This is a genomic window from Paracoccus aestuarii (genome assembly GCF_028553885.1).
Classification (GTDB): domain Bacteria; phylum Pseudomonadota; class Alphaproteobacteria; order Rhodobacterales; family Rhodobacteraceae; genus Paracoccus; species Paracoccus aestuarii.
On the sequence record NZ_CP067169.1, the window covers coordinates 2,405,001 to 2,418,674 of the forward strand.

14 protein-coding genes (1 of these 14 cut by a window edge) are annotated in these 13,674 nt (G+C 68.9%); 2 read left to right on the forward strand and 12 right to left on the reverse strand.

What is annotated here, in order from left to right:
* The 3 genes from rpsI to JHW48_RS12220 all read right to left on the reverse strand — a co-directional run.
* Window positions 1–288: the 5' portion of a 30S ribosomal protein S9 gene (gene rpsI, locus JHW48_RS12210; protein ID WP_119887253.1), read on the reverse strand. Its footprint begins 195 nt before the window's first position; the window shows 288 of its 483 coding nt (coding positions 1–288); it begins with the start codon at window positions 286–288; the stop codon falls past the left edge of the window.
* Between the two features lie 2 nt (window positions 289–290).
* Window positions 291–755 (reverse strand): 50S ribosomal protein L13, encoded by a 465-nt coding sequence (rplM, locus tag JHW48_RS12215; RefSeq protein WP_119887251.1) that lies wholly within the window; start codon window positions 753–755, stop codon window positions 291–293.
* Between the two features lie 154 nt (window positions 756–909).
* Entirely contained in the window at window positions 910–1,329 is a 420-nt protein-coding gene (locus JHW48_RS12220; protein WP_119887250.1) for a PaaI family thioesterase, read from the reverse strand.
* Window positions 1,330–1,385: 56 nt separating this feature from the next.
* Here JHW48_RS12220 and JHW48_RS12225 point away from each other — a divergent pair, with 56 nt between their 5' ends.
* Window positions 1,386–2,153 (forward strand): enoyl-CoA hydratase, encoded by a 768-nt coding sequence (locus JHW48_RS12225; protein ID WP_119887249.1) that lies wholly within the window; start codon window positions 1,386–1,388, stop codon window positions 2,151–2,153.
* Between the two features lie 4 nt (window positions 2,154–2,157).
* Here JHW48_RS12225 and murD read toward each other — a convergent pair whose 3' ends face one another.
* From murD to JHW48_RS12270, 9 genes are all read right to left on the reverse strand, one after another.
* Window positions 2,158–3,555 carry a UDP-N-acetylmuramoyl-L-alanine--D-glutamate ligase gene (gene murD / locus JHW48_RS12230; protein ID WP_119887248.1) on the reverse strand — a complete coding sequence of 466 codons (1,398 nt, stop codon included), beginning with the start codon at window positions 3,553–3,555 and terminating at the stop codon, window positions 2,158–2,160.
* A gap of 70 nt (window positions 3,556–3,625) precedes the next feature.
* A complete protein-coding gene (gene mraY, locus JHW48_RS12235; RefSeq protein WP_119887247.1) occupies window positions 3,626–4,708 on the reverse strand; it encodes a phospho-N-acetylmuramoyl-pentapeptide-transferase in 1,083 nt (360 codons plus the stop codon).
* A 4-nt stretch (window positions 4,709–4,712) separates the two neighbouring features.
* Window positions 4,713–6,083: a UDP-N-acetylmuramoyl-tripeptide--D-alanyl-D-alanine ligase gene (locus tag JHW48_RS12240; RefSeq protein WP_119887246.1), complete on the reverse strand. Its 1,371-nt coding sequence runs from the start codon at window positions 6,081–6,083 to the stop codon at window positions 4,713–4,715.
* A complete protein-coding gene (locus tag JHW48_RS12245; protein WP_205961962.1) occupies window positions 6,080–7,579 on the reverse strand; it encodes a UDP-N-acetylmuramoyl-L-alanyl-D-glutamate--2,6-diaminopimelate ligase in 1,500 nt (499 codons plus the stop codon). The genes JHW48_RS12240 and JHW48_RS12245 overlap by 4 nt, the downstream gene beginning before the upstream one ends.
* Window positions 7,576–9,405: a peptidoglycan D,D-transpeptidase FtsI family protein gene (locus tag JHW48_RS12250; protein WP_119887245.1), complete on the reverse strand. Its 1,830-nt coding sequence runs from the start codon at window positions 9,403–9,405 to the stop codon at window positions 7,576–7,578. The genes JHW48_RS12245 and JHW48_RS12250 overlap by 4 nt, the downstream gene beginning before the upstream one ends.
* Window positions 9,402–9,740, reverse strand: a complete 339-nt coding sequence (gene ftsL, locus JHW48_RS12255) for a cell division protein FtsL (RefSeq protein ID WP_119887244.1) — start codon at window positions 9,738–9,740, stop codon at window positions 9,402–9,404. Before ftsL ends, JHW48_RS12250 begins: the two co-directional genes overlap by 4 nt.
* Window positions 9,740–10,702 (reverse strand): 16S rRNA (cytosine(1402)-N(4))-methyltransferase RsmH, encoded by a 963-nt coding sequence (gene rsmH, locus JHW48_RS12260; RefSeq protein ID WP_119887243.1) that lies wholly within the window; start codon window positions 10,700–10,702, stop codon window positions 9,740–9,742. The genes ftsL and rsmH overlap by 1 nt, the downstream gene beginning before the upstream one ends.
* Window positions 10,703–10,705: 3 nt before the next feature.
* The gene (locus JHW48_RS12265; protein ID WP_119887242.1) at window positions 10,706–11,221 is read right to left on the reverse strand and encodes a division/cell wall cluster transcriptional repressor MraZ; all 516 of its coding nucleotides are present in this window, start codon (window positions 11,219–11,221) and stop codon (window positions 10,706–10,708) included.
* Between the two features lie 601 nt (window positions 11,222–11,822).
* Window positions 11,823–12,914, reverse strand: coding sequence for an Mrp/NBP35 family ATP-binding protein (locus JHW48_RS12270; RefSeq protein WP_272835606.1), 1,092 nt, complete (start codon window positions 12,912–12,914; stop codon window positions 11,823–11,825).
* 340 nt (window positions 12,915–13,254) lie between these two features.
* Between JHW48_RS12270 and JHW48_RS12275 the strand changes: the two genes are divergently transcribed.
* Complete coding sequence (locus JHW48_RS12275) at window positions 13,255–13,482, forward strand: DUF1127 domain-containing protein (RefSeq protein ID WP_170152345.1); 228 nt, start codon at window positions 13,255–13,257, stop codon at window positions 13,480–13,482.
* Window positions 13,483–13,674 lie beyond the last annotated feature (192 nt).

Below are 13,674 nucleotides of genomic sequence, written 5' to 3' on the forward strand. Positions count from 1 at the left end.
GGTCGCCTGGACGTCGTACTGGCCGACCACGCCCGCAACCTCGAAGGGCTGGCGCAGGATCATCTGCAGAACCGGACGCGCGAAATAGGCGTCGATGTCCTTGCCGTTGACGGTGACCTTGCCCGAACCCGGCTTGACCCAGACGCGGGCGACCGCGTCCTTGCGCTTGCCGGTGGCATAGGACCGGCCCATGTCGTCGCGCTGCGCCTCGCGGGTGGCGGCCGGCTCGGCGGCGTTCACCGACACGGCCGATTTCAGATCGTCGAGAGTCTTGATGTCTTCGGCCATGATCATGCGCTCCGGGTGTTTTTCTTGTTCAGGACTTTCACGTCCAGAACCTCGGGCTGCTGCGCCTCATGAGGATGCTCGGTCCCGGCATAGACGCGCAGATGCGTCATCTGCTGCTTGCCCAGCTTGTTGCGGCTGATCATGCGCTCGACCGCCTTGAAGACGACGCGCTCGGGATGGGCGCCTTCCAGGATCTGGCGCGCGGTGCGGTGCTTGATGCCGCCCGGATGGCCGGTGTGCCAGTAGTATTTCTTGTCGTCGCGCTTGTTGCCCGTCATCTGCACCTTGTCGGCGTTGATGATGATCACGTTGTCGCCCATGTCCATGTGCGGCGTAAAGCTGGGCTTGTGCTTGCCGCGCAGGCGGCTGGCGACGATCGTGGCGAGGCGGCCCAGAACGACGCCCTCGGCGTCGATCAGGATCCACTTCTTCTCGATCTCCGCCGGTTTCGCGGTATAGGTCTTCATCTGTCGTCCCTTCAGGGTCGTGTGTATTCGAGATGGGCGTATATCCTGAATCGCCGCGCGCAGGTCAAGCCCACACCGGACGGATTACCCGAACAAAAACAGATGCTTGCAACTTAGGTATCTGAATACCGCATTGCAGACCCCGGAAATCAGGTCATTTCGGCGGAATCGAATAGGTCATGGAACAGCGCGCCACCGGCTCGTCCAGCCCCTCGGAATGGATCAGCGCATCCGCCACGGCCAGCACCCGCCCCAGCTTCAGCACCCGGCATTCCGCCAGCAGATCCACCCCCGCCACGGGCTTTCGCATGAAGTCGATGCTGGCGCTGGTCGTCACCGCCAGCCCCACCGGCCCGATCCGCGACAGGATCGCGCAATAGATCGCCAGATCCGCCAGCGCGAACATCGACGGCCCGCTGACCGTGCCGCCGGGGCGCAGATGCCCCTCATCCACCACCAGCCGCGCGACCAGGCCCTCGGGCCCCACGCTTTCGACGCGATAGCTGCCCGCGACCTGCGGAAAGTCCCGCGCCAGGAACGCGTTCAGCGCGTCCCGGTCCATGGCGATCGTCATGCTTCCCCCCTGCCCCTTTGCGCCTTACGCTTTCGCCAAACGAACCGGAGTTCAAGATGTTTCAGCCCCTGACCACGCGGAATGACGGCCCCATCGCCCATCTGGTGATGGACAGCCCCGGCAATCACAACGCCCTGTCGCTGCAGATGATCGCGGCATTGACCGAAGCGCTGGACCGGATCGCGGCATCGGATGCGCGGGTGGTGATCCTGTCGGCGCGGGGGCGGGCCTTCTGCGCGGGCCATGACCTGCGCCAGATGCAGGCGATGCGCGAAGGCCCGGACCCGCAGGCGGCGCTGACGGACCTGTTCGACCGCTGCTCGGCCCTGATGATGCGGATCGCGGCCCTACCCCAGCCGGTGATCGCCCAGGTCCAGGGGGTGGCGACGGCGGCGGGCTGTCAGCTGGTGGCCTCCTGCGATCTGGCCACGGCATCGGATCAGGCGCGATTCGGCGTGAACGGCATCGCGATCGGGCTGTTCTGTTCCACCCCGGCGGTGGCGCTGTCGCGGGCGATCCCGCCCCGCGCCGCCTTCGAGATGCTGACCACCGGCGATTTCATCCCCGCCGCCCGCGCGGCCGATCTGGGCCTGGTCAACCGCGTGACCCGTCCCGACCGGCTGGAGGAGGAGACCCGCGCCTTGGCCGACAGCATCGCCGCCAAGGACCCGGCCGCGATCCGCATCGGCAAGGCCGCCTTCCGCGCCCAGGCCGGCCAAGCCCTGCCCGACGCCTATCGCATCGCGGCCGAGGCCATGTGCACCAACATGATGCAGCCCGCGACCGCCGAGGGCATCGCCGCCTTCCTGGACCGGCGCCGCTGATCCGTCAGGCCAGCCCCTCGACCACGCGCATGAAATCCTCGCCGCGCTTCTCGAAGTTCGGATATTGGTCGAAACTGGCCGCGGCGGGGGCCAGCAGGACGGTCTCGCCCGGCTCGGCCTCGGCATGGGCCCGTTCGGTGGCCTGGGCCAGGGTCTCGACCACCTCATGCGGCAGGCCGTTCAGCTCCATCGCGAAGTCGCGGGCCGAATGGCCGAACAGATAGGCCTTGCTGACCCGCCCCAGATGCGGGACCAGCCCGGCGATGCCGCCCTCCTTGCCCAGGCCCCCGGCGATCCAGCGGATCCGGTCGAAGGCCTGCAGCGCCTTGGCGGCGGCATCGACATTGGTGGCCTTGCTGTCATTGACATAGCGCACGCCGCCGATCTCGGCGACCAGCTGGCTGCGATGGGGCAGGCCGCGAAAGCTGTGGAACGCGGCCTCGATCTGGCGCGGGGCCAGGCCCAGCGCGCGGCAGGCGGCATAGGCCGCGCAGGCGTTCTGGTGGTTATGCGCCCCCGGCAGCCCGCCGATGCCGCGAAGGTCGATGGACCCCGCCTGCCGCCCCTTGCGCCATTCCGACAGGAACCCCTTGCGGGCAAAGACCGACCAGCCGTAACGCTCCAGCTTCTGCCCCGACGAGATCCGGATCACCCGGTCATCGGACGGGCCCATGCCCAGCTGGTTGGCGATGTACTGGCCCTCGGGCTCGTCGACGCCGATCACGGCGCGGTCCGGGCCGCCCTCGGCGAACAGGCGCCGCTTGGCCGCGAAATAGCCGCCATAGCCGCCATGCCGGTCCAGATGATCCGGCGACAGGTTGGTGAAGACCGCCACATCCGGCGTCAGCGCCCGCGCAAGGTCGGTCTGATAGCTGGACAGCTCCAGCACCACGACCTCGCCGTCGATGGCGGGGTCCAGCGACAGCACGCCCGTGCCGATATTTCCGCCCATCTGGACCGGGCGGCCCGCCTCGGACAGGATATGGTGGATCAGCGCGGTGGTGGTCGACTTGCCGTTCGACCCGGTGACGGCGACGACACGGGGGGCGCGGTCGAACCCCTCCCAATCGGCGCTGGCATAGCTGCGAAAGAACAGGCCCACGTCATTATCGACCGGCACGCCACGGGCATAGGCTTGGGCGATGACCGGATGCGGACGGGGATAAAGATGCGGAATGCCCGGGCTGACGATCAGCGCGCGCACGCCGTCCCAGGCGGCATCGCGGGTCAGGTCGGCGATCTCGATCCCTTGGGCGATGGCGGCCTCGCGGGTGTCCTGGCCGTCATCCCAGGCAATGACACGGGCGCCGCCCTCGGCCAGCGCGGCGACGGTGGCCCGGCCCGACCGCCCCAGGCCAAGGACCGCGATGGTCTGATCTTCGACGCCCTGGACTGGGATCATGGCACGGCTCCTGCAGGAAAATGACGGGGTTCCCCGCCCCCCGCGGGATAGGCGGTCCGCGCCGCCGGGTCTAGCGCAGTTTCAGCGTCGCCAGGCCGATCAGCGCCAGGATCAGCGCGATGATCCAGAAGCGGATGACGATCTGCGCCTCGCCCCAGCCCTTCTTTTCGAAATGGTGGTGGATGGGGGCCATCAGAAAGACCCGCTTGCCCGTGCGCTTGAAATAGAGGACCTGGATGATGACCGACAGCGCCTCGACCACAAAAAGGCCGCCGACGATGGCCAGCACGATCTCGTGCTTGGTGACGACGGCGATGGCCCCCAGCGCGCCACCCAGGGCCAGCGACCCGGTATCGCCCATGAAGACCGCCGCGGGGGGCGCGTTGTACCACAGGAACCCCAGCCCCCCGCCGATCAGCGCCGAGACGAAGATCAGGATCTCGCCCGATCCGGGAACGTGGTGGACGCCCAGATATTCGGTGAAGTCCACGCGGCCCACGGTATAGGCGATGACGCCCAGCGTGCCCGCCGCGATCATCACCGGCATGATGGCCAGCCCGTCCAGCCCGTCGGTCAGGTTCACCGCATTGGCCGCCCCCACGATCACGATCATCGAGAAGGGCACGAAGAACCAGCCCAGGTTGATCAGCACATCCTTGAAGACCGGCAGCGCCAGCTGGTTGGTCAGCGCCGCGGGATGCATGACGCTGGCCGCCAGCCCCGCCGCCAGCGCGATCAGCAGGCCCAGCCCCATCCGGGTGCGCGAACTGACGCCCTTGGTGTTGTGCTTGGTGACCTTGGCATAGTCGTCGGCGAAACCGATCGCGGCGAAGCCCGCCGTGACCAGCATCACGATCCAGACATAGCCATTGTCCAGCCGCGCCCAGAGCAGCGTGGAGAACAGCAGCGCAGACAGGATCAGCAGCCCCCCCATGGTGGGCGTGCCCGCCTTGGCCAGATGCCCTTCGGGGCCGTCATCGCGGATCGGCTGGCCCTTCTTCTGCACGCGGCGCAGATAGTTGATCAGCGGCTGGCCGAAGATGAAGCCGAAGAACAGCGCCGTGAAGAACGCGGCCCCCGCCCGGAAGGTGATATAGCGGAAGAGGTTGAAGAAATCCCCCCCCTCCGACAGATTGCTGAGCCAGTAGAGCATGGCATTATCCTTTGTCTTGGGCGGCCCGGGCGCGCAACGCGTCGACCACCGTGGAAATCCGCGAGGATTTCGAACCCTTGACCAGCACCACGTCGCCCGCCCCGATCAGGTCGGGCGCGGATGCGGCCAGCTCGGCCGCGGTCGCGGCCCAGATCCCGCGCCGACCCTCGGGCAGCGCGTCATGCAGGTGCCGCATCAGCGGCCCCGCGCAATGGACCAGGTCGATCCGGTCCATCGCCGGGTCGCGGGCCATGTCGCGATGCATCGCGACCTCGTCCCGGCCCAGTTCCAGCATGTCGCCCAGGATGGCCACGCGGCGCGGCCCGTCCTGGGCCGCCAGCATCGCCAGCCCCGCCGACAGCGATGTCGGATTGGCGTTGAAGGCGTCGTCGATCAGGCGGATGCCGCCCAGATCCTCCAGCGCACCCCGGCCGTTCGGCGGGCGCCAGTCCGACAGGCGCCCGCCCGCCTGCGCCACATCCGCCCCGGCGGCGCCCAGCGCGGCCAGCACGCCCACCGCATTCATCGCGAAATGCCGCCCCGTCGTCCCCAGCGCGAAGGAGACCGTCTCGCCCGTGATCCGCGCCTGGCCCGACAGCCCGCCATCCCTGGCGCTGATGCGCAGCGGCCGGGCCATGCCGTGATCGCCGAATCCCAGCACGAAGGCCCCCGCCGCATCCGCGCAGTCGCGCAGGATCTGGGTCACGGGCAGGTCCTCGGGGATGATTGCATGGCCGGGGGCGACCAGCCCCTGAAAGATCGAGCCCTTCTCGCGGGCGATCCCCTCGATCGCACCGAAGGCCTCCAGATGGGCGGCGGCGATGGTGGTGATCATCGCCACATGCGGGCGGGCCATGCGCGACAGGGGCGCGATCTCGCCCGGATTGCTCATGCCGATCTCGATGACGGCGAAATCCGTGTCGGCGGGCATGCGGGCCAAGGTCAGCGGCACGCCCCAATGGTTGTTGTAGCTGGCCTCGGCCGCATGGATCACGCCCTGCCCGGCCAAGGCGGCGCGCGCCATCTCCTTGGTCGAGGTCTTGCCGACCGACCCGGTGATGGCGATGACGCGGCCCTGCATGCGGGCGCGGCCCGCGCGGCCCAGATCCTCCAGCCCGTGCAGCACGTCGGGAACGACCAGCAGCGGCGCATCCGGCGCAACGCCATCGGGGATGCGGCTGACCAGCGCGGCGGCCGCGCCCGCGGCCAGGGCCTGGGCCACGAAATCATGCCCGTCGCGCGCCGCCTGCAGCGCGACGAACAGATCGCCCGGCCGGATGCTGCGCGTGTCGATCGACACGCCCGTCGCGGCCCAAGGTGCCGTCACCCGCCCGCCGGTGGCGGCGGCGGCCTCCTCCGATGTCCATAATGTCATATCCGACCGTCCAGTGCCGCCACCGCGACCGAGGCCTGTTCGGCATCGTCGAAGGGATAGACGTCCTGACCGACGATCTGGCCGGTCTCGTGCCCCTTGCCGCAGATCAGCAGCGCGTCGCCCGGCTGCAGCGCATCGACGCCGCGCAGGATCGCCTCGGCACGGTCGCCGACCTCCGTGGCCTCGGGGCCCGCGCCCTCCAGCACGGCGGCGCGGATGGCGGCGGGATCCTCGGTCCGGGGGTTGTCGTCGGTGACGATGACCACATCGGCATGATCGGCTGCTGCCTGGCCCATCAGCGGGCGCTTGCCGCGGTCGCGATCGCCGCCCGCGCCGATGATGCAGATGATCCGGCCCATCACATGCGGGCGCAGCGATTGCAGCGCCGCGATCACCGCGCCGGGCTTATGCGCGTAATCGACGAAGACCGCCGCCCCGTTGTCGCGCTGCGCGGCCAGCTGCATGCGGCCCCGGACCGTTGTCAGCCCGGGCAGCACGCGCAGGATGTCATCGGCCGCGTCGCCCGCGGCCAGGCACAGGCCCATCGCGGCCAGCACGTTTTCCGCCTGGAATCCGCCGATCAGCGGCAGGCGGATCAGATGCGCCTGCCCCATCAGCGAGAACCGCAGGTCCTGCCCCGTCGCGTCATAGCGCTGGCCCAGGATGCGCAGCATGGCGTTGTCGCCCGTTCCCACCGTCGTCAGCGCCAGGCCGCGATCGGTGGCGATGTCGGCCATCTGCCGCCCGCGGGCGCCGTCGATATTGATGACGGCGGCCGCGCCGTCCTCCAGCACGCGGTTGAACAGCAGCGCCTTGGCCGCGAAATATTCGTCGAAGCCCGCATGGTAATCCAGGTGATCCTGGCTGAAATTGGTAAAGGCCCCCGCCTCCAGCCGCACCCCGTCCAGGCGGCGCTGGTCCAGCCCGTGGCTGGACGCCTCCATCGCGGCATGGGTGACGCCCGCGCCCGCCGCCTCGGCCAGGATGCGATGCAGGGTCAGGGGATCGGGCGTGGTATGGGACAGGGGCGCGTGGTGGTCGCCCTCGACCCCCATCGTGCCCATGCTGATCGCCTTGTGATCCAGCGCCTGCCAGATCTGGCGGGTGAAGCTGGCCACGCTGGTCTTGCCGCTGGTGCCGGTGACGGCCACGACGTGATCGGGCTGATCGGCGAACCACAAGGCCGCCGCACCCGCCAGGGCCGCGCGCGGATCCTCAGCCACGACCAGCGCGCCGTCCCAACCGGCCAGTTGATCGGCCGCGATCTCGGCCCCCTGGCGGTCGGTCAGGATGGCTGCGGCCTGCATGCGGATGGCGTATTGGATGAATTCCCCGCCATGGATCGCCGATCCGGGCAGGGCCGCGAACAGGTGGCCGGGCCGCACATGGCGGCTGTCCAGCGACAGCCCCGTGATCTGCGGGTCGCGCCCGCCCGATGCCCGCAGGCCAAGGCGCGACAGCGCCAGCTGATCCGTGTTCACGTTCCCACCCGTCATTGGTTCGAGACGAGCCTTACCGCAGCCTCCGTCGCGGGTTCAACACGCGGCTCGAACCGGGCGGCGACCGTCGGCAGTTTTTCGTCGGTGATCGGCTCCAGCCCCAACAGCGGGCCCAAGCGGCGCACGACCTCGGCGGTGACGGGCACGACGGTGTGACCGGCGGTCCTGACCACCGTGCCGTTCACCGTCGTCTCGGGTTCGTCCAGCGCGACGATCAGCACGTATTTGGGATCGCTGGCGGGAAAGATCGACGCGAAGGTCGCGATGACCTTGTTCTTGTAATACCCGCCCGAGGCGCGCGGCTTGTCGGCGGTGCCGGTCTTGCCCGCGACCTCGTAGCCCGGAACCTCGGCCTGGCGGGCGGTGCCGCGCGTGACGACCTGGCGCAGCATGTCCACCGACATGGCGGCGGCGCGGGGCGACAGGACCTGCTCACCCTCCGGGCGCTGGCGGCCATGGACCAAGGTGGGGGTCACGCGCCGCCCGCCATTGGCGATGGTCGCATAGGCCGCCGCCAGATGCAGCGGACTGGCCGCCAGCCCGTGGCCGAAGCTGACCGTGGCCGCGGTCACCGCGGGCCAACGGGTGGGGACCAAGGGCTGGCCGGTCGGCGCCTCGACCATCTCGACCGGGGTCGGCACGAACAGGCCAAGCTTTTCCAGGAAATCGCGCTGGCGGTCCACGCCGATCATCTGCGCGATCCGCACCGTCGCCACGTTCGAGGATTTCACGATCACGTCGGTCGCCGACAGCTCGCGCCCGTAGTTGTGGAAATCGTTGATCAGGAACCGCCCGATCCGCATCGGCGCCTGCGCGTTGATCCCGCTGGAGGGGTTGATCAGCTGCAGGTCCAGTGCCTGCGCGACCGGAAAGATCTTGAAGGTCGAACCCAGCTCGTACTGGCCCTGGACCGCGCGGTTGAACAGCGGGCTGTCCGAGGGCTCGCCCGTCAGCAGCGGGCGGGGCCGGTCGTTCGGGTCGAAATCGGGCAGGCTGGCCATGGCCAGGATCTCGCCCGAGGCGACCTCCATCAGGATGCCGGTCGCGCCCTTGGCGTTCATCACCGTCATGCCCGACCACAGCACGTCCTCCATCGCCTGCTGCAGCGTCAGGTCGATGGACAGGGCCAGGGGCGCGCCTTCGTTGGCGGGGTCGCGCAGCCAGGCGTCGAAGGCCTTCTCGACGCCCGCCACGCCGATCACCTCGGCGCTGCTGACGCCCTCGTTGCCAAAGCCGGACCCGCCCAGGATGTGGCTGGCCACGTCGCCATTGGGATAGATGCGCATCTCGCGCGGGCCGAACAGCAGGCCCGGCTCGCCCAGGTCATGGACGGCCTGCATCTGTTCGGGGCTGATCTTGCGCTTGATCCACATGAACTTGCGTTCGCCGGTGAAATCGCGCGTCAGCCGTTCGACGTCCAGATCGGGAAAGATCCGCGCCAGGCCGCGCGCGGCACCGACCGGATCGACCATCTGATGGGGATGGGCATAGACCGAATGGGTCAGCAGGTTCGTCGCCAGCACCCGGCCCCGCCGGTCGGTGATGTCGGCGCGCTGCGACATGATCTGGCCCGACAGGACCTGGGCGCGCGGCTCGGCCGCGTCGCTGGAGGCCAGCACCCCCATCCGCGTCGCCACCGTCCCGAAGGCCAGCAGGAAACAGCCCGCCATCACGATCAGCCGCCCCTCGGCCCGCCTGCGGGCGCGGGCCTGCTCCTGTTCATGGCGGCGGCGCCGGTTCTCGGCCTCGATGTCGTCCGGGTTCTCGCCGCGTTCACGGGCGCGAAGAATGCGGGCCAGGGGGCGCAAGGGGGTGCGGATCATGGCTGGGTTTCCTCGGAGATGTCATCGGGGATTTCGGGGGGCGGCGGCGGCGCGGGATAGTCGACATGGTCCAGATCCAGGAACTGGCCCGATTCGACCGGGACCAGCTGCAGCCGCTCGAAGTTCAGGTCGACCAGCTGGCGCAGCCGCTCGGGGCGGTTCAGATAGGCCCATTCGGCCCGCAGGACGCCCAGCTCGTCGCGCAGGCCCGCGATCTCGCGCTGGACCTGGGACATCTGGGCCATCGAGGCCTGGGTGGCGTAATTCTCGCGATAGGCCCAGAAGGCCAGGCCCATCACCACCATCACGCAGGCCAGATAGGTCAGCGACCGCATCAGCGACCCTCCGGCAGGCGGGGCATGGCCAGGTCGCGCGCATCGACCGTCCCGGCGGGCGCATCGGTGCGTACCGCGACTCGCAGTAGGGCCGAACGCGACCGCGGATTCACCGACAGCTCGTCCGCGTCGGGGCCGATAGCGCGGCGGAAGGGCAGCGTGAAGGCCGGGCGCACGGCCTGGGTCACGGGCGCATAGCGGTTGCCGCCCCCGCCCGCATCGGCGCGCGCCTGCATGAAGCGCTTGACGATCCGGTCCTCCAGCGAATGGAAGGTGACGACGGCCAGCTGGCCGCCCGGGCGCAGCGCGCGTTCCGCCGCCGACAGGCCCGCGACCAGCTGGCCGAATTCGTCATTCACCCAGATGCGGATCGCCTGGAAGCTGCGGGTGGCGGGATGGCTCTGGCCCGGCTTGGGGCGCGGCAGGCATCCGGCCACGATCTCGGCCAGCTGGGCGGTGCGGGTCAGGGGACGGGCCGCGACGATGGCCCGGGCGATGCGCCGCGCCGCGCGTTCCTCGCCGTAATGATAAAGGACATCGGCGATCTGCGCCTCCTCGGCGGTGTTCAGCAGATCGGCGGCCGAGGGCACGTCGCCCCCCATCCGCATGTCCAGCGGCCCGTCGCGCAGAAAGGAGAACCCCCGATCCGCCTGGTCCAGCTGCATCGAGCTGACGCCCAGATCCAGCACCACCCCGTCCAGCGGCTGCCCGGCCAGGCGGTCCAGGTCGGAAAACGTCCCCTCGACCAGATCCAGCCGGTCGCCCCAGGGCGCGCGCCAGTCATCGGCCATGGCAAAGACCGACGGGTCGCGATCCACGCCGATCACCCGCTCCGCGCCCGCCTGCAGCAGCCCGCGCGCATAGCCGCCCGCGCCGAAGGTGCCGTCCAGCCAGGTGCCCTGCACGGGCGCCACGGCGCGCAGCAGCGGGGCCAGCAGGACGGGGATATGCGGATCGGCCATGGCTCAGCCCTCGTCGCGGGGCGCATGGAGGAAGGCGCGGGGGTCGAATTCCGGGCCCTTGCTGGCGGCGAAATCCTCCAGCGCGGCGACATCCTTGGGACGGCTGTCGGGGTGATAGACCTGGATGTAGTCGCCGCGCGATTCGAAGACCGTCTCGGTGCCCTCGGCAAAGCCCAGCTTGTCGCGCAGCTTGGCGGGCAGGACCAGCCGGCCCTCGCGGTCGATCTCCAGGTCGGTGGACTGGCCGTTCATCAGCAGCTCCAGCCAGCGGCGCTCCTGGCTGCCGCGGGTCAGCCGGTCGATCTGCTCGTCGATCTCCTCGATCGCGTCGATGGTGTAGAGCTCGATCCAGTTCCACCAGTCGGGGCCGTAGACGGCGACCAGCTGCGTGCGTCCGGTATTGGCGCCTGAAAAGGACGGGTCCCCGGCATCGAAGACGCGCCGCAGCCGGGCGGGGACGGACATCCGCCCCTTGCCATCGACCTTGACGGTTTCGGTGCCTCTGAACTTTCGCGCCACCTTGCGCCCGCCCTCACTGTCCGCTCTTTCGGGACGTCCGAAAGAGAAAGGGCGGATCGGGCCGCTGCCACTGCCCGATCCGCCGCCCTCGTTCCCGATTGACCCGGGCCCCTTTGCGGGGTGGTTGCCGACCCTGCGCGCGCCACCTGGGGGAGGTGCTGCTCGCGACCGCGGGGCCGACGATGTTGGAAAACGGATGCCTGTATGAAGTCTGCTTCGCCTTCGCGGGGTCTTGTCGCCCCATTTCCTGCCCGTCTTCGTGATCCGGTTGTGACATGGGAATTCATGGGAAGCAATGGCCCAGTTTGGCCCGCAGCGGCTTTTCGCCCGCGCCCTCGGCCCGGATCGAATCGCGAACAGAGCGCGCCGCGACTGGAATTCGCCGACAGGTTGTGTGGTTGCAGAAATAGCACACTAGATGTAGCCAGCCCGTCCCGGCCCGGTTTTTTCCCGTGCTGAGGCGATTTCACCACAGTTCACGGCGCGCCAAGCGCAAATTCAGGGCAGGTCGACAGTTTTCCGCCCGCGCGATCACGGCGGATCACGCGGGCGTGAGGGTTCGGTCCCGTGATTTCCCGGATGTCCCGCGAATTCCCGCGGCTCAGGCGATTCCGCCCTGGACCAGCCGGTCGGCCAGCCTGGCATAGGCCTCGGCCACCGCGCCCTCGCCCAAGGCGGCGGGGCGGCCCGAATCGCCGGCCAGCCGCACCTCCAGCTGCAGGGGCAGCGCGCCCAGGAAGGGCAGGTTCAGCGATTCCGCCTCGGCCGCGACCCCGCCATGGCCAAAGAGATGCGCCTCGTGGCCGCATTGGGGGCAGATATAGGTGGACATGTTTTCGACCATCCCCAGAACGGGGGTCTTCAGCTTGTTGAACATGTCGATGGCCCGGCGCGCATCCAGCAGCGCCACGTCCTGCGGGGTCGAGACGATGATCGCGCCGGTCACCGGGGCCTTCTGGCACAGGCTCAGCTGGACGTCGCCGGTGCCGGGCGGCAGGTCGATCAGCAGCACATCCAGCTCGCCCCAGTTCACCTGCTGCAACAGCTGCTGCAGCGCGCCCATCAGCATGGGGCCGCGCCAGACCAGCGATTCCCCCTCCTTCAGCATCAGGCCGATGGACATGACGGTGACGCCATGGGCGTGCATGGGATCGATGCGCTGCCCGTCCGGGCTGGCGGGGCGGCCCGACACGCCCATCATCCGCGGCTGCGAGGGGCCATAGATGTCGGCATCCAGCAGCCCCACCTTGCGCCCCGCCCGCGCCAAGGCCACCGCCAAGTTCGAGGTGACGGTCGATTTGCCCACGCCCCCCTTGCCCGATCCGATGGCGATGATGTGGCGCACGCCGGGAATTGCCTGCGGCCCGGCCTGGGGCGTGGGATGGCCCCCCACCTTCAGCGAGGGGGCGGGCCCCTGCCCCGACACGGCCTTGGGCGGGGCGGGCTTGGCGGGGGCGGTCATGACGATCTGCACGCGCGCGATGCCGGGCAGCGCCTCCAGCCGGGCGCGGGCCTCGGCCTCGACCGGGCGCAGGGCCTCGGCGGTGGCGGCGTTCTCAACCTCCAGCACGAATCGGACAGTGTCGCCATCGACGGATATCGCCCGGATGATGTCGGCCTGACCCAGGCTGCCCCCCTGCGGAAGACGGATATCCGAGATTTCCGTAAGGATCGTTTCGCGGGTGACGTTCATGTGACAGACCTCGGGCTTGTGGGACCTGCAGCATGAAGCATAGAAGCCGGGCCCTCAACACCCCCTGCGACAAACCGTGCCGGCCCGGCACCAAGCCCCTGCAAAGCGGCGGTTTTTCGGCCTCGCGGCGTGATCGCTAACAGATGTATCGTGTCAATTTTATGTCAACATTTCATGACCTAGCGGGGCGATAGGTCAGCTTAAGACATGCAATTGCTGCATGGCAGCATTACCAAACCGTCCGTTGTCAGATCGCCCCGATGGGTCCATCTTCAATCCAACGAAGCGCCGGGCCAATCCGGGAACGGCGACAGACGAGACGAACCGAAAGGATACCAAGATGGCTGTTATCGCCCAGGCACAGAACACCGCCGCCGTCGCCGGCCTGCGTGGCCGCCTGCTGAGCGCCATCCAGCGCATGCAGGAAAACCGCGCCCGCCGCGCCGTCTACCGCCAGACCGTGCGTGAACTGAACGCGCTGACCACCCGTGATCTGGACGATCTGGGCATCAGCCGCTCGATGATCACCCGCCTGGCCCATGAAGCGGCTTGGGGCTCGGCCCAGTAATTCCCTTTCCCGGTCCTCTCCTCCTCCCTGGACCGGGTCTGGCGACATCCCTCCTTCCTCCTCCCTGAGGGATGTCGCCGCAAGACGCGCAGGAACCCGATCCTCCTCCCCGGGTTCTCGTGCCAAGGCGGCGGCCCCGATCCTCCTCCCCAGGGGTCGCCGCACAAACCCATAGCCGCCCCATCTGCGGCA

Coding starts and splice junctions, on each gene's coding strand:
- mraY (WP_119887247.1), bottom strand. CDS start 4,708: ATGCTCTACTGGCTCAGCAATCTGTCGGAGGGGGGGGATTTCTTCAAC.
- JHW48_RS12275 (WP_170152345.1), top strand. CDS start 13,255: ATGGCTGTTATCGCCCAGGCACAGAACACCGCCGCCGTCGCCGGCCTG.
- JHW48_RS12250 (WP_119887245.1), bottom strand. CDS start 9,405: ATGATCCGCACCCCCTTGCGCCCCCTGGCCCGCATTCTTCGCGCCCGT.
- JHW48_RS12270 (WP_272835606.1), bottom strand. CDS start 12,914: ATGAACGTCACCCGCGAAACGATCCTTACGGAAATCTCGGATATCCGT.
- rplM (WP_119887251.1), bottom strand. CDS start 755: ATGAAGACCTATACCGCGAAACCGGCGGAGATCGAGAAGAAGTGGATC.
- JHW48_RS12240 (WP_119887246.1), bottom strand. CDS start 6,083: ATGACATTATGGACATCGGAGGAGGCCGCCGCCGCCACCGGCGGGCGG.
- JHW48_RS12245 (WP_205961962.1), bottom strand. CDS start 7,579: ATGACGGGTGGGAACGTGAACACGGATCAGCTGGCGCTGTCGCGCCTT.
- murD (WP_119887248.1), bottom strand. CDS start 3,555: ATGATCCCAGTCCAGGGCGTCGAAGATCAGACCATCGCGGTCCTTGGC.
- JHW48_RS12220 (WP_119887250.1), bottom strand. CDS start 1,329: ATGACGATCGCCATGGACCGGGACGCGCTGAACGCGTTCCTGGCGCGG.
- rsmH (WP_119887243.1), bottom strand. CDS start 10,702: ATGGCCGATCCGCATATCCCCGTCCTGCTGGCCCCGCTGCTGCGCGCC.
- ftsL (WP_119887244.1), bottom strand. CDS start 9,740: ATGCGGTCGCTGACCTATCTGGCCTGCGTGATGGTGGTGATGGGCCTG.
- JHW48_RS12225 (WP_119887249.1), top strand. CDS start 1,386: ATGTTTCAGCCCCTGACCACGCGGAATGACGGCCCCATCGCCCATCTG.